General features: G+C 53.6%; 24 protein-coding genes and 6 pseudogenes. 8 read left to right on the top strand and 22 right to left on the bottom strand.

What is annotated here, in order from left to right:
- Positions 1-27 precede the first annotated feature (27 nt).
- The 3 genes and pseudogenes from ACR52_RS21000 (at position 28) to chrA (ending at position 3,290) form a co-directional block, all read left to right on the top strand.
- The gene (locus ACR52_RS21000) at positions 28-1,302 is read left to right on the top strand and encodes an MFS transporter (protein ID WP_048728976.1); all 1,275 of its coding nucleotides are present in this window, start codon (positions 28-30) and stop codon (positions 1,300-1,302) included.
- A gap of 514 nt (positions 1,303-1,816) precedes the next feature.
- Positions 1,817-1,939: pseudogene (locus ACR52_RS31350) on the top strand (chromate resistance protein ChrB domain-containing protein); the annotation flags it as partial.
- The gene (chrA, locus tag ACR52_RS20995) at positions 1,932-3,290 is read left to right on the top strand and encodes a chromate efflux transporter (RefSeq protein WP_048728974.1); all 1,359 of its coding nucleotides are present in this window, start codon (positions 1,932-1,934) and stop codon (positions 3,288-3,290) included. The pseudogene ACR52_RS31350 and the gene chrA, both read left to right, overlap by 8 nt.
- Positions 3,291-3,304: 14 nt before the next feature.
- On the opposite strand, the gene ACR52_RS20990 is transcribed toward chrA, so the two are convergent.
- Positions 3,305-4,684 carry a heavy metal sensor histidine kinase gene (locus ACR52_RS20990; protein WP_048728968.1) on the bottom strand — a complete coding sequence of 460 codons (1,380 nt, stop codon included), beginning with the start codon at positions 4,682-4,684 and terminating at the stop codon, positions 3,305-3,307.
- A complete protein-coding gene (locus tag ACR52_RS20985; protein WP_048728967.1) occupies positions 4,681-5,364 on the bottom strand; it encodes a heavy metal response regulator transcription factor in 684 nt (227 codons plus the stop codon). The genes ACR52_RS20990 and ACR52_RS20985 overlap by 4 nt, the downstream gene beginning before the upstream one ends.
- A 288-nt stretch (positions 5,365-5,652) precedes the next feature.
- On the opposite strand from ACR52_RS20985, the gene ACR52_RS20980 reads away from it, so the two are divergent.
- A complete protein-coding gene (locus ACR52_RS20980) occupies positions 5,653-6,099 on the top strand; it encodes a DUF411 domain-containing protein (RefSeq protein WP_048728966.1) in 447 nt (148 codons plus the stop codon).
- Positions 6,100-6,150: 51 nt separating this feature from the next.
- Here ACR52_RS20980 and copD read toward each other — a convergent pair whose 3' ends face one another.
- From copD to namA, 10 genes and pseudogenes are all read right to left on the bottom strand, one after another.
- Positions 6,151-7,086 carry a copper homeostasis membrane protein CopD gene (gene copD, locus ACR52_RS20975; RefSeq protein WP_048728964.1) on the bottom strand — a complete coding sequence of 312 codons (936 nt, stop codon included), beginning with the start codon at positions 7,084-7,086 and terminating at the stop codon, positions 6,151-6,153.
- Positions 7,087-7,088: 2 nt separating this feature from the next.
- Entirely contained in the window at positions 7,089-7,472 is a 384-nt protein-coding gene (gene copC / locus ACR52_RS20970) for a copper homeostasis periplasmic binding protein CopC (RefSeq protein ID WP_048728963.1), read from the bottom strand.
- A gap of 69 nt (positions 7,473-7,541) precedes the next feature.
- Complete coding sequence (locus ACR52_RS20965; protein WP_048728961.1) at positions 7,542-8,504, bottom strand: copper resistance protein B; 963 nt, start codon at positions 8,502-8,504, stop codon at positions 7,542-7,544.
- 11 nt (positions 8,505-8,515) lie between these two features.
- Complete coding sequence (locus tag ACR52_RS20960) at positions 8,516-10,240, bottom strand: copper resistance system multicopper oxidase (RefSeq protein ID WP_048728960.1); 1,725 nt, start codon at positions 10,238-10,240, stop codon at positions 8,516-8,518.
- A 411-nt stretch (positions 10,241-10,651) separates the two neighbouring features.
- Positions 10,652-10,960: pseudogene (locus tag ACR52_RS20955) on the bottom strand (aromatic alcohol reductase); the annotation flags it as partial.
- A 28-nt stretch (positions 10,961-10,988) separates the two neighbouring features.
- Positions 10,989-11,255: pseudogene (locus ACR52_RS29625) on the bottom strand (IS66 family transposase); the annotation flags it as partial.
- A 187-nt stretch (positions 11,256-11,442) separates the two neighbouring features.
- Complete coding sequence (locus ACR52_RS20950) at positions 11,443-11,826, bottom strand: nuclear transport factor 2 family protein (protein ID WP_048729028.1); 384 nt, start codon at positions 11,824-11,826, stop codon at positions 11,443-11,445.
- Between the two features lie 292 nt (positions 11,827-12,118).
- Positions 12,119-13,138 carry an alpha/beta hydrolase gene (locus tag ACR52_RS20945; RefSeq protein WP_048728955.1) on the bottom strand — a complete coding sequence of 340 codons (1,020 nt, stop codon included), beginning with the start codon at positions 13,136-13,138 and terminating at the stop codon, positions 12,119-12,121.
- Between the two features lie 68 nt (positions 13,139-13,206).
- Positions 13,207-13,590: a nuclear transport factor 2 family protein gene (locus ACR52_RS20940; protein WP_048728954.1), complete on the bottom strand. Its 384-nt coding sequence runs from the start codon at positions 13,588-13,590 to the stop codon at positions 13,207-13,209.
- A gap of 74 nt (positions 13,591-13,664) precedes the next feature.
- The gene (gene namA / locus ACR52_RS20935; protein ID WP_048728951.1) at positions 13,665-14,705 is read right to left on the bottom strand and encodes an NADPH dehydrogenase NamA; all 1,041 of its coding nucleotides are present in this window, start codon (positions 14,703-14,705) and stop codon (positions 13,665-13,667) included.
- A gap of 112 nt (positions 14,706-14,817) precedes the next feature.
- On the opposite strand from namA, the gene ACR52_RS20930 reads away from it, so the two are divergent.
- Positions 14,818-15,210, top strand: coding sequence for a winged helix-turn-helix transcriptional regulator (locus ACR52_RS20930; RefSeq protein ID WP_048728949.1), 393 nt, complete (start codon positions 14,818-14,820; stop codon positions 15,208-15,210).
- Positions 15,211-15,667: 457 nt separating this feature from the next.
- Here the strand turns inward: ACR52_RS20930 and ACR52_RS20925 are convergent, their stop codons facing one another.
- From ACR52_RS20925 to ACR52_RS29620, 7 genes and pseudogenes are all read right to left on the bottom strand, one after another.
- The gene (locus ACR52_RS20925; RefSeq protein ID WP_048728947.1) at positions 15,668-16,108 is read right to left on the bottom strand and encodes an SRPBCC family protein; all 441 of its coding nucleotides are present in this window, start codon (positions 16,106-16,108) and stop codon (positions 15,668-15,670) included.
- Positions 16,109-16,157: 49 nt separating this feature from the next.
- On the bottom strand, positions 16,158-16,787 hold the full coding sequence (locus ACR52_RS20920; protein WP_048728945.1) for an NAD-dependent epimerase/dehydratase family protein: 630 nt from the start codon (positions 16,785-16,787) through the stop codon (positions 16,158-16,160).
- On the bottom strand, positions 16,784-17,452 hold the full coding sequence (locus tag ACR52_RS20915) for an NAD(P)-binding oxidoreductase (RefSeq protein ID WP_048728943.1): 669 nt from the start codon (positions 17,450-17,452) through the stop codon (positions 16,784-16,786). The genes ACR52_RS20920 and ACR52_RS20915 overlap by 4 nt, the downstream gene beginning before the upstream one ends.
- A 69-nt stretch (positions 17,453-17,521) precedes the next feature.
- Positions 17,522-17,908 (bottom strand): nuclear transport factor 2 family protein, encoded by a 387-nt coding sequence (locus ACR52_RS20910; protein WP_048728942.1) that lies wholly within the window; start codon positions 17,906-17,908, stop codon positions 17,522-17,524.
- A gap of 59 nt (positions 17,909-17,967) precedes the next feature.
- On the bottom strand, positions 17,968-18,348 hold the full coding sequence (locus ACR52_RS20905) for a nuclear transport factor 2 family protein (protein ID WP_048728941.1): 381 nt from the start codon (positions 18,346-18,348) through the stop codon (positions 17,968-17,970).
- Between the two features lie 69 nt (positions 18,349-18,417).
- Positions 18,418-19,161, bottom strand: coding sequence for an SDR family oxidoreductase (locus tag ACR52_RS20900; protein WP_048728938.1), 744 nt, complete (start codon positions 19,159-19,161; stop codon positions 18,418-18,420).
- Between the two features lie 43 nt (positions 19,162-19,204).
- Positions 19,205-19,339: pseudogene (locus ACR52_RS29620) on the bottom strand (transcriptional regulator); the annotation flags it as partial.
- Positions 19,340-19,482: 143 nt separating this feature from the next.
- On the opposite strand from ACR52_RS29620, the pseudogene ACR52_RS31835 reads away from it, so the two are divergent.
- Positions 19,483-19,740: pseudogene (locus ACR52_RS31835) on the top strand (hypothetical protein); the annotation flags it as partial.
- A 142-nt stretch (positions 19,741-19,882) separates the two neighbouring features.
- Here ACR52_RS31835 and ACR52_RS29615 read toward each other — a convergent pair.
- Both ACR52_RS29615 and ACR52_RS20890 read right to left on the bottom strand, forming a co-directional pair.
- Positions 19,883-20,014 (bottom strand): annotated as a pseudogene (locus tag ACR52_RS29615) (transposase); the annotation flags it as partial.
- A gap of 69 nt (positions 20,015-20,083) precedes the next feature.
- Complete coding sequence (locus ACR52_RS20890; protein ID WP_048728932.1) at positions 20,084-21,061, bottom strand: GlxA family transcriptional regulator; 978 nt, start codon at positions 21,059-21,061, stop codon at positions 20,084-20,086.
- A 235-nt stretch (positions 21,062-21,296) separates the two neighbouring features.
- Between ACR52_RS20890 and ACR52_RS20885 the strand changes: the two genes are divergently transcribed.
- Together ACR52_RS20885 and ACR52_RS20880 are read left to right on the top strand one after the other, a co-directional pair.
- Positions 21,297-22,187, top strand: a complete 891-nt coding sequence (locus ACR52_RS20885) for an MBL fold metallo-hydrolase (protein ID WP_048728929.1) — start codon at positions 21,297-21,299, stop codon at positions 22,185-22,187.
- A gap of 92 nt (positions 22,188-22,279) precedes the next feature.
- Positions 22,280-22,825, top strand: a complete 546-nt coding sequence (locus ACR52_RS20880) for a cysteine hydrolase family protein (RefSeq protein ID WP_048728927.1) — start codon at positions 22,280-22,282, stop codon at positions 22,823-22,825.
- Between the two features lie 445 nt (positions 22,826-23,270).
- On the opposite strand, the gene ACR52_RS31830 is transcribed toward ACR52_RS20880, so the two are convergent.
- Positions 23,271-23,396, bottom strand: a complete 126-nt coding sequence (locus tag ACR52_RS31830) for a transposase (RefSeq protein WP_152687657.1) — start codon at positions 23,394-23,396, stop codon at positions 23,271-23,273.
- Positions 23,397-23,510 lie beyond the last annotated feature (114 nt).

Raw genomic sequence — 23,510 nt, 5'->3', positions numbered from 1 at the left:
ATAAATACAATAAAGGTAAGGCCCTCTATGGACGCTGCTGTTCATGCAAGCGCGACTGCGCACGCCAAATCCAATACCTGGGTACTGGTGTTCATTTTTTGTTTTCTTGGCTTGTTGATCGACGGCGCCGACTTGATGTTGCTGTCATACAGCCTCAATAGCCTGAAAGCTGAGTTTGGCCTCACGCATGTCGAGGCCGGCAGCCTGGGTAGTTTCACCCTGGCCGGCATGGCGATTGGCGGAATCTTCGGCGGCTGGGCGTGTGACAGGTTCGGCCGAGTCAAAACAGTGGTCTGGAGTATTTTGCTGTTCTCCATCGGCACTGCCGCCCTGGGCCTGACGCACAGTTATTGGCAGTTCGCGACCGTCCGATTCCTGGCTTCATTGGGCATCGGCGCGCTTTACGTAGCGTGCAACACGTTGATGTCCGAGTACGTCCCAACCCGTTACCGCACCACAGTGCTTGGCACCCTGCAGGCCGGCTGGTCTGTGGGCTACATCGTCGCGACCCTGCTGGCTGGTTGGATCCTGCCTATCCATGGCTGGCGCTGGCTTTTCTACATCGCGATTATCCCGGTGATACTTGCTCTGGTCATGCAACGGTTCGTACAGGAACCGCAGGCCTGGATCAATGCCCAGGCCGAGCGAGCCAAAGAAAAACTCGCAGGCATCCGTCATGGGGCAGTCGTCAAACGCGAGAGTATGTACAAGCAAATTTTCAGTGATCCGCAGGCACGTCGGATGTTTTTTTGTTGGGCGCTGACGGCCGGCTTCCTCCAGTTCGGCTATTACGGCGTGAACAACTGGATGCCAACCTATCTGGAAAGTGAACTGGGCATGAGCCTCAAGTCCATGACCGGCTACATGGTAGGCACCTATACCGCCATGATCCTCGGCAAAATTCTCGCAGGCATGGCTGCCGACCGCATTGGACGTCGAAGCGTATTTGCTTTTGGCGCACTGGGAACAGCTATTTTTCTGCCGGTGATCGTGCTGTTCCAAAGCCAGGAAAACATCCTGTGGATGCTGGTGGTGTTTGGCTTTTTGTATGGCATTCCGTACGGGGTGAATGCGACGTACATGACCGAAAGCTTCGAGGCAAAACTACGTGGGTCGGCGGTTGGAGGCGCCTATAACATAGGCCGAGTGGGTGCGGCGATCGCACCAGCTGCCATTGGCTTCCTGGCGTCACACGGCTCTATTGGCGTAGGTTTTCTAGTGATGGGTGCTGCTTACCTTATTTGCGGTGTGATTCCTGCGTTGTTCATCCGAGACAAACAATTTGATCCGCAAAAGCAGTAGGGAGAGCCTTGCATATGACCAGGAGCGATGGCATCTGCATCGTGGGCCGTCTTACGATAGGACGGGGATCTAAAAATTAAAAAGCCCGCCGCGATAGGCGGGCTTTAAGTTCGTTACAGGGTGAGGATTGGATAACAGTTTCCCGTGTTCACAAGTATGTTGCTCAGCGTGTGAAACGGCGGGCATCCATTATCCAGATACCACCAGTTTTTTTGCGACGTGGGTATCATCGACGTTACTGACCGAATGGCACAGCGCGGCTGGTCTGTATAAGGTCGACAGCTGTACATGGCGGATCACTACCGAGCCGCATCCGACATGATTGTGAGGTGGGCACTGAGCAAGTCCGCGCACTGCAATGTCGAGGTCGCTGAATGGTTGCCCTCTCAAGCAGAAAAACGGCGATTATTTGCGATGTTTGATCTGGGAACGCCACAGCTTTTCGAGCTAGGAAAGCTGCAAAAAATGGAAGCTTGGCTTAGTTCGCAATAGGTCGGTGGAGACAGTTTGATCGGAGCAGCTGCTTGCAGGGCTGCGCGAAACCATTACCCATGACAACCATCTGCTGGCAGCTGCAACTGCAATCTTCGATGGCCTGCTCGCGGGGTTCGTGAAAGAGGAGCAACCCAATGAGTAAGGTTTTTGCATCAGCGGTTGAAGAGGATCTGTCGAGGCCTGAACCAATCAGTTTGCGTGAGGCATTCTGGTTCTGGCTGAAGCTAGGGTTCATCAGCTTCGGCGGGCCTGCGGGACAGATCTCGATCATGCACCAGGAGCTTGTAGAGCGGCGACGCTGGATTTCCGAGCGCAGATTCCTACACGCTCTCAACTACTGCATGTTGCTGCCTGGGCCAGAGGCTCAGCAGTTGGCGACCTATCTTGGCTGGCTAATGCATCGAACCTGGGGAGGAGTGATCGCCGGGGTGCTCTTTGTGCTGCCCTCACTTTTCATCCTGATCGCGCTGTCGTGGGTGTACATCGAATTTGGTGAAGTACCCGTGGTGGCCGGACTCTTCTATGGCATTAAACCCGCCGTGACGGCTATCGTGGTGCAGGCGGCACATAGGATCGGCTCTCGGGCATTGAAGAACAATTGGCTGTGGGCGATAGCGGCTGCGTCATTTACAGCAATCTTTGCATTCAATGTTCCTTTCCCGCTGATTGTCTTGGGGGCAGCGTTAATTGGCTATTTCGGAGGGCGTTTGGCTCCGGAGAAGTTCAGAACCGGGGGGCATAGCGCTGCCAAAAAGTCCTTCGGCCCAGCCTTGATCGATGACGACACTCCGTCCCCGGAACATGCCCAGTTCAGTTGGCTCAAACTGGCGTCACTCGTATTGATCGGCGCCGTGCTATGGGCTTTGCCAATGGGGATTTTGACCGCGCTCTTTGGTTGGGAAGGCACATTGACCCAGATGAGTTGGTTCTTTACCAAGGCGGCGTTATTGACTTTTGGCGGGGCCTACGCTGTGTTGCCGTATGTCTACCAAGGCGCAGTCGGTCACTATGGCTGGCTAACCCCGACACAGATGATCGACGGGCTGGCTTTGGGGGAAACCACGCCAGGGCCGCTGATCATGGTGGTGGCTTTCGTCGGCTTTGTCGGGGCCTATGTCTCGCAAGTGTTTGGGGCGGATGAGGTGTTTCTGGCTGGAGCTGTCGCGGCCTCCCTAGTGACATGGTTCACCTTCCTGCCCTCATTTCTGTTCATTCTTGCGGGCGGCCCGCTGGTGGAGTCGACCCATAACGAACTCAAGTTCACGGCGCCACTTACTGCTATTACAGCAGCGGTGGTGGGCGTAATCCTCAATCTGGCGTGTTTTTTCGGCTATCACGTGCTTTGGCCGAAGGGCTTCGGCGGCAACCTCGACTGGCCCTCTGCACTGATCGCCATTGCAGCGGCAATTGCTTTGTTCCGCCTCAAGCGGGGCGTCATCCAGGTGCTGATGGCCTGCGCGCTCGCCGGTTTGGCAGTGCATCTGCTGCGTTAGAAAGCAGCAGCTGTTTAGCAATCTTTGGCGGGCAGGCTGATCATAAAGGTCGTATAACCTTCCTTGGAGACACATCCAACGGTGCCGTCATGTACATCAACCAGCGATTTGACGATTGCCAAACCTAACCCCGCATTGTTCGTGGCGCCCTCTCTACGTGCAGGATCAACTCTGTAAAAACGGTCAAACAACCGGGGCAAATGCTGTACCGCTATCTCCTCGCCGGGGTTTTCCACTGACAAGTTGATCATGTTGCCATCGGGCTCGATTCTCACGGAGATCGTAGAGTTATGGGGGGTATACCTGAGCGCATTGGACAGCAAATTGGAGATCATCCGATCTAGCATAGTCCTGTCACCGTACACCGTGCCGTGCCCAGAGACCTGTAGCTTTACCCCGGTGTCGTCTGCCAGTAACTGGTAATACTCGAAGAGTTTTTCGACGGCCGAACGTAACTCGATTTTCTCTTTGGCAGGTAGAACCAGACCGTTGTCCGACTTCGCCAAGAAAAGCATGCCGTCAATAATGCTGGAGAGCCGGTTCAGATCCTCTAGGTTGGAATAGAGATTCTCTTCATAGGTATCCGGCGCACGTTTCTTTGAAAGGATGACTTCGGTGTGGGTACGCAGATTGCTGATAGGAGTTCGTAGCTCATGCGCAATATCGGCTGAAAAGTTGGACAGCCGAACAAAAGACTCTTCAAGGCGAGCAAGCATGGCGTTGAACGAAGAGACGAGGCTCTCAAGCTCACGAGGCACCGAGTCGAACGGAATGCGCTCCTTTAGCGATCCAGCTGACATCGAAGCCGCTACTTTCGTCACTTGAGCGACCGGCTTCAAACCGCTGCGCGCCACCAGCCACCCTAAAGCTGCGCTGACCAACGCGCTGATAGCCAGCCCAATCACCAACCACCAGCGTAAAGTTTCAAAGAAATGCATATGGCTGGTGATGTCCAGACTCAACCACGCGGTCAATGCCTCGGTGTCACTTACCAAATGAACTTGGGCCTGCATGCCTCGGTACGTATGGCCTCCAGCCGTCCACTCCCACACATCTTTCTCTGGGTCACCAGAGTAGGTAGGGGGATGTCCAACTGCATTCGGTGTAGCGAAAATTGTCTTCCCTCCCTTGGTGGTAATCGAGGCTGAGAGTTCCTGATGAGCACCAAGGAGAGCTTGTAGTTGCAACACCACTTCTGAAGAGCCTACTGAGCCAGCTTCGCCATCCATAATTTGCCGAATGGATTCGAGCTTTTCCGTCATCGCCTGACGGTCGAGCGCTTTGAAGTGATGCCTGCTGAACGCATCGAAGGTAAAGCCTGCTAAAACCAGCACAGCTACCACTGCACAGACAAACATCATGCTCAAACGGAAGGTAAGAGATACACGCTTCATTCTGTATCTTGAGCATCTAGCATGTAGCCCATTCCCCTAGTGGTCTGAATCAGCTTGGTGTCGAAATCATCATCGATTTTGGCCCGGAGCCGGCGAATCGCGACCTCGATCACGTTGGTATCACTGTCGAAGTTCATATCCCAAACCTGCGATGCGATCAGTGATTTTGGGAGGACTTCCCCTCTACGGCGCATAAGGAGTTCTAAGAGGGAGAACTCCTTGGCGGTGAGGTCAATGCGTCGACCTGAGCGCGAGGCACGTCGTTTCAGAAAATCGACCTCCAGATCGCCGATTTTGATAGATGTTTGGTTGGGTACGGCGGAACCACGGCGAAGCAAGCTTCTGACACGAGCAAGCAGCTCGGAAAATGCGAAAGGTTTGACTAGATAATCGTCCGCTCCTAATTCCAAGCCTTTGACCCGGTCATCAACCCCATCCCTTGCTGTCAGAAATAGCACAGGAACTGAGCTCCCGGCTGTACGGACAGATCGAATGACCTCCCAGCCGTCCACGCCCGGCATCATTACGTCTAGGATCAGAAGATCGTAGGTCTCATTTAGCGCCTGGTGCAACGCCTCTTTTCCCGTAACAACTCGGTCGACAGTGAAGCCAGCCTCCACAAGACCCTGCTGTAGGTACATTCCGATTTTGGGTTCGTCTTCTGCGACCAAGAGTTTCATACACGGGCTCCGGTTTGCGGTGTTCTAGTGTGCTACCAATCTGACAACTTGTGCGCAAGCTTACGTAAATGTAATTGCCTCAACAGTCAGCGGATCGCGCCCTGGCACGACAGGTCGGTGTGTGGTGGCTTGGGTGAAGTGAGCTGGAAGGCAGCTTACAAAAATGTAATCAGCGATCTGAGCTTTTTGCGCTTAACCTACCTTCCAACCAAGGCGGAAGCACGACTCGTGACCCAAGGCTGGGGCATACAGGGCAACCGCACACTAAAACGTGACGAGGTGCATCGAATGTTCAAACTAAAGCTATCGCTGGCCGTGGCCTTGATGATTTGTGGTGTCGCGCAGGCAGCTGAGCAGCTCATAATTGATGTACATCGTGACGCGAACTGCGGGTGCTGCAAGGAGTGGGTTAAGCACCTTGAATTGAATGGATTCAAGGTGGTCGACCACGTAGAAAGCAATATGAGCGCTATCAAGCAGAGCCTGGGCGTGCCACAGGAACTCGCCTCATGCCATACGGCTGTAATTGGCGGAAAATTCGTAGAGGGTCATGTCCCAGCCGATGAAATCAAGAAGCTGAGTGGTCGTTCAGACCTAGCAGGAATTGCAGTCCCAGGCATGCCCGCAGGTTCTCCAGGCATGGAATACGGCCAAAACCATCAGCCATATAAAGTCTTGGGAGTCACCAAGGCGGGGGCGCAGGAAGTAGTCTCGCAGTACCCGATCAGCCGATAGCCTTTGCCCAGATCTGAATGCCCTCAAGGCCGCTCTGATCTGGCTTCCTGATCACCCCTGAGCCATCTCGATTGAGGGGCTCAAGGTTCCTAGCCAAGCCACCAGGCAAACGATGACGACAGCACAGGTGGATTCCAGCACAACGCTTTTTCTCAAAGCAGTCGCTGCCAGAGAATAGTCACCGGCCTGCAATGAGCGCTCAAGAGCAGGGCTCAGATAGAAGCGATTGAGGGTAGCAAGCCCGATCATGCCGGCGAACAGTACGATTTTCACGAGTAAAAGGACGCCATAGGGGCTGGATATGACATCAGTTACCGTCGGCCCGACGATGAAGAGATAATTAGCGACGCCTGTCACTATGATCGTACCCACAATGAGTGCGCCCGCTGTTTCAAACCCTTTGAGCGCTCTTGAAAGCACTCTTACGAGTTGCTCCGAATCAGCCCCCTTAATCCTCAACATCAGTCCAAACGCTGCGAGAGCGCCAATCCAGCCGCCAGCAGCAAGTAGGTGGAGAATATCAGCTGCAAAGTGCCAGAACCGCTGGGTACCTTCGTCCATCGCCCCGTGACCTGTCCATGCGAGCGTTGACAACGCGGTGCTGCCTGCCAAGGTAGCAACCCAGAGACTCCCTGTTGGCCATCTCTTGCTCTGGCTTGCGGCAAAAACCACCACTGCTAGCGAAATCATGCGCGTCAACCAGCTATAGCCGATCTCAGTCTCGTACAGCATCATTTCTATGTGAGGTCGCAGCTCGTCCCAGTCAGCGGCGCCACTCATATTGCGCGTCATAACGACAAAAAATGCTATGGACAAAAGCATACCCATAGCAGCGGTGCCAGCCAGTAGCGACCCAAAATGCAACAACGTTCCAGACACGCGCTCTTTACCCCGAAAGCTGTACAGTCCAAATACCGCCAGTCCGAACAAGAGCATCAGATCGAGATAAAGCGCGAGGCGCAGCGCCACGTTCAATGGGTCGCCCATGCTTATTTCACTTTGAACGTAACGCTGCCGGTAATCGGATGGGTATCGGAGGAGACCGCTCGCCATTCGACTTTGTAGGTGCCCGCAGTGAGAGGAGATGCCGGAGTCAAGATCATGGTTTTAGGATCGCTACTGCCGGCCACGCTGGCTTTCACAGCCATTGGGGCGTGTGACATACCAGGCATTTCCGTCATGACCAACTTGGCTCCGGAAAACTTGGTCACCAGGTTTTCGGAAAAATGCAGCTCAATCTTCGCAGGAGCTAGCCCGCTCTCGCCCTCAGCCGGAGTTGAAGACAGCAGCTTCGGGTGAGCTTGGGCAACTGCACTGAGCAGCAGGCTAGAAGAAAGAGCGACGGCCACAACACAGGATTTGAATACGGACATGCAAGGCTCCTCACAGCGCGAAGCTGTTGTAATGAGGTTAGATAATTATTTAGTACCGCTAACTTTGTTTCAGAACCACACTCGGACGCCGAGCACTAGGCGTGCTTCGTTGTTATCTTCGCCTTCCTCGCGGGCATAGTCTGCGGTTCTGCCATAAGCCCGATTCCAAGTTACACCGACGTAAGGTGCGAATTGCGGGCGGACTTCGTACCGAAGCCGCAAACCAACCTCACTTTCAGACAGCCCTGAACCAACCCCGCGTTGAGGATCGTTTTTGCCATAGAAATTGAATTCTGCCGTCGGTTGCAGAATCAGCTTATTAGTTAAGAGAATGTCGTAATTCCCTTCTAAACGCGCTGCGGTCTGGCCACCTTCACCCAAATAAGCAGTAGCTTGGGCCTCGAAATTGTAGAGCGCCAAGCCTTGGATACCGAAAGCAGCCCACGTCTGAGGGTCGCCTGGCTTGAAGTCTTGACGCACCCCTCCGACTAGATCCCACCAAGGGCTAATGGCGTGTCCCCATAAAGCTTGAACTTCAGCCTTTTCAGTCTTCCCATTAGTGCGCTCGCCTTCGGAGCGCAACCATAGCCGATCAACATCACCCCCTATCCAACCTTGTGCTTCCCAGTTCAGCGCGCTTCCATCGTCAGCATCCTGCCATTCCAGCTTCTCAAATATAAAAAATGAGTTGAGGGCTGTGTCATGAACTTGGTGACCACCTGGGGACTTATAGACTGCGGCTCTATCGGCATCGGTTAGCGGCGGAATCGGAGTCCGGCTTTGGATTTGTGGTTGCTTGGCGGGCTGCATACTCTCCATTTTACTGTGATCCATGCCCTGCATCTGGCTGTGATCCATATCGTCCATCTTGCCGTGATCCATACCCTGCATTTGGCTGTGATCCATGGTCTGCATCTGCCCGTCTTCGGCACCCCGGCTTGTTTCAGCGGCTGCCGGCAAGACAAAACCAGCAGTTATAGCAAATGTAAATACTGCTGAGTGCATGCGAGTCCCGCAAAAATAATTGCTCATAAGTCGACTCCTCATTCTTCTACACGCACTTCGCGGAACATCCCCATTTCCATGTGGTACAGGAGATGACAGTGATAGGCCCAGCGCCCGAGCGCATCGGCTGTTACTCGGTAGCTGCGCTTTGACCCTGGTGGCATATCAATAGTGTGTTTGCGGACAAGGAATTGGCCGTTCTCATCCTCAAGATCGCTCCACATGCCATGCAAGTGGATGGGATGAGTCATCATGGTGTCGTTAACGAGAACGATCCGAACTCGCTCACCGTATTTCAGTTTTAACGGCTCGGCATCGGAGAACTTCACGCCGTTGAACGACCAGGAAAATTTCTCCATATGACCGGTCAAGTGCAGTTCGATAGTTCGACTTGGCTCGCGGCCATCTGGGTCTTCAAACGTGCTCTTAAGATCAGAATACGTCAGTACCTTTCGACCATTTTCGCGAAGGCCCATGCCAGGATCATCAAGCTTTGGCGACGTCGACATTGCCTGCATATCGACGAGAGGATTGTTGGATTCTGTGGTTGGGTGCGACTGCATTTCCCCCATACCACCCATAGACATTTTGCTGTGATCCATTCCAGCCATATCGCCCATACCAGACATCGCACCATGATCCATACCGGCCATACCCATGTCGGCCATGGTGACGAGAGGACGAGGGTCAAGCTCAGGTACTGGGGCAGTCATGCCAGACCGGACGGCCAAGGTGCCTCTGGCGTATCCCGACCGATCCATCGACTGCGCAAACAGTGTGTAGGCGTCCTGAGTGGGTTCGACAATCACATCGTAAGTCTCGGCAGTGGCAATCCTGAACTCGTCTACGCTCACCGGCTTAACATACTGGCCATCGGCAGCTACAACAGTCATCTTCAAACCCGGAATACGAACATCAAAGTAGCTCATGGCTGAACCATTGATGAACCTCAATCTGAGCTTCTCGCCGGGTTTGAACGTGCCTGTCCAGTTGGAGTTCGGAGCCTGGCCGTTCATCAGGTAGGTGTACGTCGCACCACTGACGTCTGCAATGTCAGTGGGATTCATCTTCATTTCTGCCCACATTTTTCGGTCAGCGACGGTTGCTGACCAACCCTTGTCAGCTACGTCATGGATAAAGTCACTGACTGTTCGCTTGTGGGTGTTGTAGTAATCAGACTGCTTCTTCAGTGTTTTCATCAGCGAAGCAGGATCTTCATCCGTCCAGTCGGTAAGCATCACCACGAGGTCGCGGTCATACTCAAAAGGCTCCGGCTCTTTGGCATCGATGACCAGCGGGCCGTATACGCCAACTTGTTCTTGGAAACCGGAGTGACTGTGATACCAGTACGTTCCGTTCTGCTTGACCTTGAATTGATAAACATACGTGCCGTCAGGCTCGATCCCATGAAAGCTGAGGCCCGGAACACCATCCATGTTCGCGGGAAGGATAATCCCGTGCCAGTGGATAGAAGTCATATCCTTAAGGCGGTTCTTGACCCGCAAGGTCACGGTATCGCCCTCGCGCCAGCGCAGCTGAGGCCCCGGAAGCCCGCCATTGATTGTCATGGCTGTCCGAGGCTTTCCAGTGATATTTACCGGAGTTCCCCCAATAAAGAGGTCGAACTCTGTACCTGACAGGACATTGGTTTCGCCCAAGCGAGGTGCCGCCCATATAGGCGTCTGCCAAAGCCCTAGGCCACCGAGAATCCCGCCTGCGGTGAGACCTTTCACAAAGGTGCGCCGAGAAGTTTTGGATTGCATACCGATTAATGCCCCGTCAGTCGGATGTCAGTGCCTGCACTAGGATGTGCCCCTATGGGTACACATTTTGAAGAGCCGGTGTGTTAAGTCGGAAGATGCCACAAGCCAGCAAACGGGGTGATTACATTTCCGTAAGCTAGATGGCTCAGCAGTGATGCTTCTGCGTAAGCGTCCGGCCAAGACGCCCCCTTGAAATCACAATCAGTCGAAACTTTCGAAACCCGTTTACCAACACAGCTGTCGCAGAGAAATTTCAAAATTTTTGAACCGAGGTTAATCTTCTACCCCTTCGACTATGACGCAACCGTGCTCCACCTTTCAGCCTCGGTCATCAACACCCTCTATCGGGTAAAGGAGCTTCTTAGCAGGTAAATCCCGGGCGCGGGAACGTTCGGCTACATACTTTTACGTTCAATTGTCCGCAAGGTTTTTCCGAGCCCACTGCTTGGCGGCGGTGACTTGAATCGACTGCTGCTCGTTGAAAGTGGAATCTTTAGGCCACGCCACGCCTCTGCCTTGTGCGAACACAGCGCGATACTTTTTGATGTGATGAGTGGGGTCTTTCTCCAGTTCTTGGATAAGGTACGGAACTGTCCACACGTTCCGTTTGAATGGGCGTCCCAGAACACGTTCAAGGATGCTCGCAACCTGCCCATACGTCACAGTGTCGCCAGAAAGGTAGACGATTTGATTGCGGAAGCGAGGTTCAAAGAAAACAATTCTGCGCAGCCTACTCACATTGCGTAAGTCAGGCCTGAATCCATTGGTGCGGGAGTAGTTGATCAATCTCACTCGCCCGTTGAGTCGCACAGACTGGATCAAACTCATGATCGCAACCGCCCGTTTCCCAACGCGTAGCGATCCGGCGAAGAGCAGTTCTTGCGTCCAAGAGCCCAGGTCGGATTTGGTTATCACACCAATTATTATCAATGGGCACGCCACCGTCGTAGATGTAGCGCGAGAGCGCTGCCCAACGTTTAAGGCAGTAATCCAGCGCTCTACACATAGCCGAACCTTAGGGCACAAGCATTTGGCCAGGGGCGCATTTCGTAAGGTAGTAATCAAAATCTCGTAGACTCAAGAAACGACTGGGGCATCCGGCGGTGGAGTATCGACACCACTTACTCAAGTCGGTAGCTTTTATCGAAGGGTTGCAGCGCCGAAGTCCTAGTCGAGACTAAGCCGCCGGACGGCTCAAATAATTAGGGCGCTACATGCGTTTGGAAAATCTTGCTAACCACAGTCCACTTGCCTTCGACTTTCAGCAGATGAAAGAAATCAGTGAAAGAGATGCCTGACATACCGTTGGCGTCGATTCGAGCACTAGCGGCAGTACCGACGATCTCTATGCGCGTGATAGCAGCCTTTGCGTCAGGAGATGGGCGAAAATCCTTGTCGATCCCATCGAACAAGATTTGAATTGCTCCGCCAGACAACTTGCCATCGGCACCGACGCTGTACATCGTTGCTTTTTCGCTGAACGCAGGCTTCATGATGCTGCTCTTGGCCTGCCTGCAGCCCTCAATGTACTTGTTCAATACCTCAGTGATAGCGTGGTATTCGTCTACGTACATAGGTTTGACCATTGTTTTATTACTGATGACTTGTGGGTCGCCCGGTAGGTTTTCTGCTTGAGCAATCGCGCCAAAGCTCGAAATCAGGGCGACAAAAAACAAAATCTTGATAGAAGTAATTTTCATTTTTCTACTCTTAACTTAATAAGTAATTCGATTATCAATTTATGCTCAACTGCAAAAAACACAGCGGGCGTTCCGAAAAACTTTGGTGTTAATTTAGCTTCGTAGTGAACCAACGATGTGTTTTCAAAGATAATTTCCGCAGATTCACCGTAACCTGCGGACTCTTTGTTTTTTGAAACTACTCACTCAGACTGGTTTTGAGCTCTTGAGATGCCTGCTCGATCGCGGTGCGGGGAGTCGGCAGATGGCTGAACGCGTTCGACAGCCCGAAATCGTGAATCATACCGTTGTAGCGAACCGTCTTCACGGGTACGCCTGCAGCGTCGAGCTTGCGGCCGTAAGCTTCAGCTTCATCGCGCAGGACATCGAATTCCGCCGTTTGGATCAGCGTCGGCGGCAGGCCCTTCAACTGCTCGCTCGTGGCCAGCAGTGGAGAAGCGTAAATCTGTTTGCGTACCTCGGCGTCGGATGCGTAATTGTCCCAGAACCACGCCATCATGTCCTTCGTCAGGAAATAGCCGTTGGCAAACTCCTTGTACGACGGCGTGTCAAAGTTGGAGTCTGTCACTGGGCACAGCAACACTTGCGAGCTCAGTGCGGGTTTACCCTTCTCGTTGGCCATCAGGGCAACTACGGCGGCAATGTTCCCGCCTGCGCTGTTGCCGGCTACGGCGAGGCGAGTGCCGTCTACCTTGATATCTTCGCCATGTTCGGCGACCCATTTTGTCGCGGCATAGGCTTGCTCGGTGGCGACGCCATATGCCGCCTCTGGCGAGAGGCTGTAGTTGACGAAGACCGCCACCGCACCTGAGCCTACCACCAGGTCACGCACCAGTCGTTCGTGGGTCGGGAAGTCGCCCAACACCCAGCCGCCGCCGTGGAAATACATGAACGCGGGCAGCGTCTTCTGTTGGCTACCGACCGGGCGCACGATGGTCAACTTCAGATCGCTGCCGTTGACGCGTATCGTCATCTCGCTGACATCAGCTGCCGGCAAGGCCACTTGGGGGGCAGCCTGGGCACCCGCCAGCGCGGCACGGGCATCGACCGGCGTCATGGAGTCGAGCGTCTGGCCACCTTCAAGCGATTGCAAGAGTTTCGCCGTGTTGTGCTCAACTCCCGGGTATATGGTGGCGGAGGCAGTACCAGGCGCAAGGGCAACGACGGTAGGAGCGAGAGCAGAGGTAAGGGTTTTCATGACGTTTCCATTTTTATGTCTGAGTGCTGGGAAGCCTCAACTACCGCAGACTCAAGGACGACAGCGGTTCAAGACGCGACGTGGATGTGAAAGATCTTGCTGACGACCGTCCACTGGCCATCGACTTTCAACAAATGGAAAAAGTCGGTGAAGGAAATGCCTGATATGTCGTTGGCGTCGATGCGCGCACTAGCCGCCGTACCGACAATCTCAATGCGTACGATAGCTGCCGGTGCATCTGGAGATGGGCGAAAACCCTCGTCGATCCCCTTGAACAGGATTGCAATTGCGCCGCCGGCCAGCTTACCGTCTCCATCGACGCTAAACATCGTCGCTTGCTCATTGAAAGCAGACTTCATGATGCTGCTCTTTGCTTGCTTGCAGCCCTCAATGTACTTGTTCAGCACCTCGGTGATGGCTTGGTATTCGTGTACGTAAGTAGGTTTGCTCATGGTTTTACTCCTGCTTCGTTGGATTGGGTTGAGGACTAGCACCTCCCAGCCGCCCGCTTAGGACCTGGACTAATTCACGCTTTGGTATCAAGCCATACAGAACCGTAACGAGTGTAGGCAGCAGGAATCTCAATGATTTCTTTCAAATCATCCGCTGCAGTGCGCACCCAGAATGGATCACGCAGCATTTGCCGCCCGACAAACACCAGGTCGGCTCGGCCGTTCTGCAGGATTTCTTCGGCTTGACGACCACTCTGGATTACACCCACGGCCCCTGTAGCAATATGCAGTTCCTTACGCAGCAACTCAGCAGCCGGGACTTGGTAACCTGGATAGGTCTGAACCTTGATCATCTTGATCCCGCCGGAGCTGCAGTCGATCAGATCGACGCCCTGCTCTTTCATCCAGCGACCGTATTCAAGGAATGACTCAGGCGTGTTTCCGCCTTCGGCGTAATCAGAGCTGGAGATACGAACAAACAGCGGACGATCGCCCCAATGGGTTTTGACTTCATCCAGCACTTCGCGCAGGAAGCGATAGCGACGCTGGGCATCACCGCCATATTCGTCATCGCGGGTATTGGCGAGTGGGGAGAGGAACTCATTCAGCAAATAACCATGAGCGGCATGGATCTCGAGCACATCAAAGCCCGCTTCACTGGCGCGTCGTGCGGCATCGCCATAGAGCTTTACCAAATCCGGAATTTCATCAGCCAAGAGTGCGCGAGGCACAGGGCTGGTATCCGTGAACGGAATCGCCGAAGGTGCGATATGAATAAGGTTGGGCAGATCGGCATTGCGCCCTGCATGACCGATCTGGGCACCAGCTTTTGCACCAAAGCTGTGAAGCAGTTCAGTCAGAGACTTTAAGCCGACAACGTGTTCATCACTCCAGATACCAAGGTCACCGGCACCGATACGACCGTCAGCCTGAATAGCCAACGTTTCGGGAAAAATCAGCGCCGCCTGACCCAGAGCACGAGCTCCATAATGAACGCGGTGCCAGTCAGTGACAAAGCCATCATCCGCTGCCATGTGCATGCACATAGGGGACATGACGACCCGGTTTTTCAGTTTTAGGCCTTTAATTTCATGTGGGGATAACAACAAGCTCATCAAGCGGATTCCATAGTGTTCAATATCGAATGATGCTAGCTTACGGAGCACTTTCGCGTAAGTACGCACAATTTTGTGCTGTAGGCACACTTTTTATACCGTGGTGATAACAGTGAAAAAATGTAACCCTCAGGATGAAATTGAGGCCTTCGCTTGTCCCGTCGCGTTTACTGTCGATGTCATTGGCGGAAAATGGAAATCGCTCATACTGTTTCACCTGATGTCAGGAACGAAGCGCTTCAACGAACTGCGACGCCTGATACCAGATATCACTCAGAGGATGCTGACACTGCAGCTGAGAGAGCTGGAGGTTGATGGGATTATTCATCGCGAAATCTATCGCGAGGTGCCGCCAAAGGTGGAGTATTCGCTGACAGAATTAGGTAGCTCTCTCGCGCCTTTGGTGAGTGCCATGCGGGAATGGGGAGCTGTACATGAGCGTAAAATTTTGGAACTCAGGCGTGCGGTGCCGGTAAGTTCGGTCGCCTCCTGTTCCAGCATTTGATCTCGCGCGAGCGTCGGGCCTTAGTGCAGCCTTAGCCTTGATACGCCTTGGCGTGATCGGCAACCATCGCAACGAATTCGTTCTCGCCAACCGATTGCTGGTGGCAATCTTGGGCTCGAAAGGCCTCTGCTGCCCAAGCGATGGAGGCTTACCCCGGCGCCCAACAGACCCAGGCGTTGCTTTATATGACCCTAACGCCCCGCCCGGTGTACATATCCTGCCAGCCGAACGATTGGCCTGAGTTTTTAATCCTCGTACTAACGTCACGCAGGCTAGGGCCCGCCAGAGCTCCAGCAATGCACTTGGTTAAATAAAACACCCTGATCGAAACCCGGGTGTTCAGCGATGGCTGCAGTAGTCAACTGAGCTGAATGTCATCAGCTTCCAAATGCCCTTTTGCATTCAAGTTTAAAATGCTTGCCTAGCCAGGACTGGACGTGTCAATTCCTTGAATTCTTTAATGCCGGATTAGAAACAACTGAAGACTATTGTGACCATCCACGATCAGTCCTCGTATGAGTTCCTGGTAGTGGTCTGCTGTATTCAAATCTTGCAGGTCAAAGCTTGCAGACCAATTGATGAACGTCTTGGACTGTCCAGTGAGAGAGGCCAATTTCACCGTGGCAACATAGTTGTCCAGCGCTAATGGAGCCTCCTCGAAGCGGTAGGATAGCGTTGTATTGTGATCATCGACCGATAACAAACGCTCCCTGACAACTGCACCATCGGCCAGCGTGAGTCTGCGAATACAGCCGACCAATCCATCAGGTTGGTTGTCCTCAATGCTGCTTTCGACAATCGACGGATGCCATTTATGAATCTCTCCAAATTTTTTCAACACGCTCCAAGCGTTTCCTGTATTGCAGTCCAAGACAGCGGAAAACTCAACCATCGGCATCGTGTATCTCCCTTCAAATGATCTATTTGTGAAAACAGCTAACTCCGGCTCAAATGCAGCACTCGGAGGTGATGATGTGGACACCCGGTCTGTGCTCAAGGGCGGACTCGAGGAGCAGCTGGGCGATTCGCGACGCGGGGTTAAGTTGCCACCGAGCGGGTAAAAATCTTCCTGCCAAGCCGAGCGCAAACACCAGTGCACGCTCGCCGAGCCGCAGCTCATTGCGCGTCCCACTGATGACGCCGGGTCTCACATAGGTGAGTGATTCAAAACCAAGACCTGTAAGAGATGTTTCCAACTCGCCCTTTACCCGGCTGTAGAAAAAACTCGAGTTTGGGTTCGCCCCAATGGCCGAGTTGAGAACATATGTTGAGGTGCCATTCATTCTGGCAAAGCGCGCTACATCCAACGGGTACTCGTAATCAACAAGCCGAAAAGCGTCTCTCGATCCAGCGCGCCGCATCGTCGTGCCCAATGTGCAGATCACGGCATCCGCCCGCCACCAGTCGACTGTTTCCGGTAGATTGTCGAAGTCGGTTAGAGGTGCATGTAACTTGGGATGTGCTGCAAGCGCACGGCGAGTCGGCGCAACCACAAGGCTGATACGTGGATCGTCGAGCGCCTGTTTCAGAACCTCGCGTCCAACAAGCCCCGTAGCGCCAACCAAAATCAACTTCATTGTAAGCAACGCTCATGACCAAGCCTGCGAACCGCGTCGGAGACTGGTGTGTCACCCTGAGTGAGTTCGATAATGACCCGGCTCACCTTGGGCTGATCGATCAACTCGGCAAGTGTCGCTGCCACGTCATCTCTTGAAACTTCACCGTAAGGAATAGCGACGTCAGCACGGATTTTGCCAGTGCCGGTGTCATCCAGAAGCGTTCCTGGGCGCACAATCACCCAATCCAAACCCGTCCCCACCAAGTGAGCATCAGCTCGTTTTTTCACGGCAATGTAATTTTCGAAACCTTCGGATACCGGGCTACCACGCAGCGCATCGGGGAAGGCCGAGACCAGAATGAAACGCCGGACACCTGCTTGAATGGTTGCGGCCACTGCCAACTCCAATCCTCGCCCATCAATCGCATTGGTCAGATCCATACCTGCGCCGCCCGCACCTGCAGTGAAGACAACGGCATCACTGCTCGACATAAGCTGCGCCATTCGCCCTGATTCAAGCTCCAACAAATTGCCTTCGATGGGCGTCGCTCCCAAATCCGCAAGCTCACTCCCCTGCTCCGGGTTCCGATGCAGTGCGATCGCTTCGTAACCTCGCCCGACGAGTTGCTTAATCAATCGCCGCCCCACTTTGCCAGCGGCGCCGATGATGAAAACCTTACTCATGATCGCTTCTCCATTTGACGATGAACGAGCTCCGATCCCGGCATTGATTCAACCGGGATCGGTGAACACTCAACCTTCGAACTGGTGATAAACCTTGGCGATGACCTTCCAGGTGCCGTCGATTTTGATCAGGGTCAGGTAGTCGTTGTAGTCCGCGCCTATCGCATCCTTTTCCATATCGACACGCACCACGGCTGTCGTGGGTGTGATCGCCAGTATGTCGAGCCGAGTGGTAATTTCTGGGGCGCTACCGTTCTTCTGAACGAAATCAAACAAATTCTTGATCGGGCCGCCAAGCAGCTCACCATTTGTGAAACCGTACATCACGGCGTCTTTATGGAAAGCCTGAGCAACGCCTTCTGCACTGCCCACTCGCAGACCTTCAACGTACTGATTGGCAGTTGCGATGACAGCGTTGTACTCGGAAGTTGGTACTGCCTTGATGTTCTTTGACATGGTTTTCTCGTTTTAATAAGGGCGAGGTACAACCCACCTCGCCAGAGGCGCTCAAATACTCAAGCGCTCGGATGGGTGTGGTAAATCTTGCTGACGATCGTCCACTTGCCTTCTACCTTCAGCAGGTTGAAGAAGTCGGTGAATCGAAACCCCGAAACATTGTCGGTATCAACGCGCGCACTGGCGGCAGTGCCCACAATGTCGATGCGAACGATCGCGGCTTTGGCTTCGGGAGATGGGCGAAAAGAGTTGTCGATGACGTCGTACAGATTCTGGATCGCCCCGCCGACGAGCTTGTCACCGTCGACCCCAAACATGGTGGCCTGTTCGTTGAACGCGGGCTTCATCAAACTGCTGTCAGCCTTGGCCCCACCTTGGTTGTACTGGCTCAAAACGGCGACGATCGCGTTGTATTCCTGGACGTAAGTTGGATTGCTCATCATGTACTCCTGGTTGCATGTTGCCGGTGACCCTTTTGGTCAATCGGACACGAAAAACTCAACCGACAATTACCAATCCTGGCGAGTCGGCGAGATGATCAAATCGTTGACGGTGACGTTTTCCGGTTGATTGAGCGCGTAAATCACAGCACGGGCGATATCGTCAGGCGCAATGGCAATCCGGTTCAGCTCCTGAGCAGCCTTGCGCCCTTCAGGATCGCTGACCTTGTCTGCCCAGCCGGTATTGATCACGCCGGGGCTGACGGTGTTGACGCGAATACCATGCTGCACGCCCAACTCCTTGCGCATAGACTCGGTCATGGCCTGGACGAAAAACTTGGTAGCGCTGTAAACACCCGCCGCCGGGCCGACCTGGTGACCTGCAACGGAGTCCATGTTGAGAATCTGCCCGGACTTCCGTTCCAACATGAACGGCAGTACCGCAGCAGTAGCGTTGAGGTAGCCCTTGATGTTCACATCGATCATCTTTTCCCAATCCTGCACGGCCAAATCGACCCAGTTGGAAAAGAGCATGAGACCGGCGGTGTTGACCAAGATGTCCACAGCCCCGTAGGTGTCTTGTGCAAACTTCGCGAGCGCTTTGGTTTGATCCAGATGGGTAACGTCTGTGGTGAAAGCGACTACGTCGCTCCCGGCCTCACGCAGCTCGGCAACAAACGCTTCCAACCCGTTCTGATCGAGTGCTGCTGCCACGACGCGAACGCCCTGTGCGGCCAATGCGCGGGTGGTGGCAGCACCAATGCCGGAAGACGCGCCAGTGACAATGGCAACCTTGTTTTGCAGATAATTCATATTTAAGTACCTCTTGTGCGGCGAAATGCTTTCGCGACGGAGCCTCAAGCAGGTTGATAACGTCTTTCAGGCTGTAGCCATACTTTGCGAGCAAATTGCGTAGCTTCGTTTCGAATTCAATTTCTTTCTTGAGGCCAGAATCCCCCTTCAAGGCTTCGAGAGCTTGGAGCTGTTCGGCGTGGAGAGAAGGTCAGCATTCTCGTTCAGTACACTGGCAGATCCTCTGACGTGCCTAATAGAGAGGGGAAATGTCAAAAGAACTCCCTAGGGGCCTTGGCCTACAGAACTTGTACGTGCTCGCCACGTAGGTGGCCGAGATCGATGGGATCGATGCGGGCGCGAAAACGCCCGCATTGCCCTCGCCATCGGCAGCCATGGAGTCGTGCGTATACTGCGATTCTGTCAATTGCATAAGCTTTCCAATGAAAAAACTGCTTTCCGTAGGCAATCAGCCCCACCTTCTCAAGCCCTCCAACTACGTTTTCCGAAGCCAAGGTCGTTGCAAAGCAAAAGATCTACCTCGACCAGGCGAACAGTGCCATGGCCGAGCTGTGTTGCGGCTGCAAATGGACATGGATAGCTACAGCGAACCATGATGCAGTAAAAACCCGGGGCTCAAGACTTCAGAGCGTTTAGGGTTGATGCCCGGGCCCCAATCAAGGAGTGGGTTACCGCATGACAGCAGTTATAGATGATAGCTCGGGCTCCCCCGGAACCCATGCTTTACCCAGGCGTAGAAGCTATGCGTCAACACGCCAAGACGGGCAGCTACATTAGCGACAGGCAGCTTCTTTTCGGTCACTTGATTGACCGCTTGGATTTTGAATTCTTCGGGGTAACGCGGATTGCTAATGGCACCTCCTAATTGGCCTCAGTCTAAGGCAAAGGGGTGTCTACGAAACCCGGGGCGATTCACAGTTCCCTATGTTTTGTCTTCACGTTTCATTTCACGAAAAAACATTCGCCGATACTCAGACGGCGAAGTGCCGAGCTGAACTCCGAATTGTTGCCTCAAGGATAAGGGGGTACCAAAGCCTGCCTCACCGGCAACGCATTCAATCGGTAAATCCGTCGTTTCGAGCAGCTGTTGCGCCCTGGCGACTCGCTCAGCATTCAACCATTTAGAAACGGTACAGCCAGTGGCCTCCCTGAAACGTCGAGTGAACGTGCGCCTACTCATCTTCGCCATGTCTGCAAGAACGTCGAGCGACAGATCATTGGCTAGGTTCAATCTGGCCCACGCCAGTACATCAGACAAATGGGTCTCTCTAGAAAGTTGCGGCACAGGATGCTCAACGTATTGAGCTTGACCTCCTTGCCTATGTGGCGGCGTCACCAGCATCTTCGCAGTGCGATTCGCCACATCGGCGCCAAGTCGCTGCCTTACAAGATGAAGGCAACAATCGATTGCCGCCACGGTTCCCGCAGAGGTCACGATATTGCCATCACTGACATAGAGCACTTCGGGCCTGAAACGAACTTCAGGGAAACGTCTCGCAAACTCCTCTCTGACTGCCCAGTGAGTAGTCGCTTCTCTCCCATCAAGTAACCCGGCATCCCCAAGCACGAATGCGCCTAAACATAATCCGACGATGAGCTTGCCTTGGGCATTGGCGAGCTGAAGCGCACCCACCAGCTCGGCAGATGCAACGAGCGATTGCTCGGCCCACGCTGGAATGACGATTACGTCAGATGCCTCCATCAGCTCCAGGCCGTGCGTGACCGCTAAACCGATTCCTTGGTCGCTGCTCACCATTCCCGGCGTCTCTGCGCAGTAATTGATCTCGTATTGAGGTTCGCCAGGTGCCGACTGCGCCGTCCCCAGCACCACTCCCGGCACAGAAAGGTGGAACAGGCTAACGCCGTTAAAAGCCAGAACAGCAACACGTATCGATTGCATCAGGCAGCCTCTAATTGGCCGTGTACTTGCCATCGACGCACACGGGAATTTATGAACGACCGTCTACGGTGATGTATTTGCACAGACGGAAGGGGTAAGTCGTCTGCCTTCTCACATTTCCGGACAACACTGGCCACATGGCCCGATTATATCGAAATATGTCATTCAGGCCACTGTTGAGGTTCAAAGCATTGGGCAAGAATGGTCTCCTCGATGTATCAACAGGATTAATTTCATGAACCTTAGAACTCTCCCTCTTGCCATCAGTATTGCTTGCGCCGGGGTCGCCACAGCGGTATCTGCGGGCTCAGACATCTCCAAGATGTCGGATGCATCCCATAAAGTGGACTTGCAGCAAGTTCGTAACGCGACGGTCAGAATCTCCTACGGCGGTACGACCTTCCTGATCGACCCGATGCTGTCCAAAAAGGGAACCTACCCAGGATTTGAGAACACCTACCGCAGCAACCTCCGTAATCCGCTGGTAGATCTGCCCGAGTCGCCCGAAAAAGTGATCTCTGGTATCGACGCCGTCATCGTGACTCATACGCATCTTGACCACTGGGACGATGCCGCACAAAAGGCGTTGCCGAAAGACATCCCTCTGTTCACGCAGCATGAAGAAGATGCGAAGTTGATTCGCTCCCAAGGTTTCAAGAACGTACGCGTACTGACAGATGACGCTGAATTCGGCGGCGTCAAAATCACCAAGACCGGTGGTCAGCATGGCACCGACGAAATGTATGCAGTACCCGCTCTCGCCAAACCTCTGGGAGAAGCAATGGGAGTTGTTTTTCAAGCGCCAGGCTACAAGACCCTTTACCTAGCTGGCGACACTATCTGGCGTAAAGAGGTTGATCAGGCCATCGAGAAATATCGCCCCGAGGTCATCGTGCTTAATGCTGGGAAAGCAAAGATGACCGGCTTCGAGGGTGCAATCATCATGGGCGAAGAGGACGTTCTGCGCGCATCGAAGGCCGCGAAAAACGCGAAAATCGTCGCCGTGCACATGGACGCAGTCAACCACATGTCCCTGACTCGTGAAGAACTGCGCACCTACGTCAAGAAGCAAGGTATTGAGAGTCGCGTCGATATTCCGGAAGACGGCGCTTCACTAGAGTTCTGATTAATTGGGCTGTCGTTGACGCAGGCTTAATGTCCCGCAAACGGCTCGCCCTCACGACAGCATCACGTTGATAATTTGACTGGAGATCGTTCATGAAACGAGGTCTTGTAGTAGTTGATCTGCAAAACGAATACCTGCCCATTGGCAAATTGCCTTTGACCGGCATCGAAGGGGCTGTCGCGAATGCTGTCCGGGTGATCAGTCACGCGCGCGATACAGGTATTCCAGTTTTTCACATACGGCATGAGTCCGATAATGAGGGCGCTACCCTCTTCGTTAAGGGATCTGCCGGCGCGGAAATTCAACCAACTGTGGCTCCTGAAGGTCGCGAACCCGTGATCGTCAAAAAGCATATCAATGCTTTCAGGGAAACTGATCTGAAACAGCAGCTGGACGCCGCAGGTGTACAGGAAATCGTTGTCATAGGTGCAATGAGCCACATGTGCATCGACGCCGTTGTACGCGCTGCAGCAGACATGAGTTATCCGGTTACCGTATTGCATGATGCCTGCGCCACATTGGATCTCACTTTTCGCGGCGTAACTGTCCCTGCCGCTCACGCGCATGCGGCAATAATGGCAGCATTTGAGTTCGGCTACGCCAGCGTTAAATCTGTCGACGAGTATCTGTCGGCTTAAACGCGTATCGATTCAGCTATTCGGAGCCCATGCGGGCTCCTTTTGTTTTCTGATCTTGAAGGCTGAGTTAATCGGGCGATGTTTGCCCCATCTGGCCAACCTAGCGTTGGTAAATGACGCAAGCGTGCTTGCACGGCTCACTTGAAGTCCTTTAACCCTTGATAGCTACTAAATGTTTTGCGACAGCATCAAGGTTCAATAACGATTTCCTATGCGTAGGCCCTGTTGTGGTGAAAATAATTAGGTCGATGCAAATCATCGCAACAGGTCTCGCACAACGGTGGCACATGCAGCAGCGCTTTCGGTGGGCTAGTTCACTTTGACGGTGCCGCGCGAGTCGATGCTTTATGAAGCAGCTAACGAATGCCCTCCCGCTAGCTGAAAGGGCAGCGGAATGAAAGCAGGCTGCAGCGCGGTGGCTTTGTTTGTTTGCACTTGAATCCATTTATGGACGATTCGGGTCAAGGCTGTGCTTCTGCGCGACGCGGGCAATCGAAGTTCCGGGCTGGACGCACTCTAGGACAACCCGGATCTTGAAAGACTTAGGATAGAAAAGACATTGTGGTTGCATGGAAAGACCTGTTTGAACAGCTAGAAAGAGCGTCCACTCAATTTGATCTGCCCCCGAAAAGTTGCACGCCTTCTATGCCCGCCGTGCTTGAGTCCTGTACCCATTACGCAGCGG

Source organism: Pseudomonas fildesensis, assembly GCF_001050345.1.
Classification (GTDB): Bacteria; Pseudomonadota; Gammaproteobacteria; order Pseudomonadales; family Pseudomonadaceae; genus Aquipseudomonas; species Aquipseudomonas fildesensis.
This window is presented reverse-complemented; position numbering and strand designations above follow the sequence as displayed.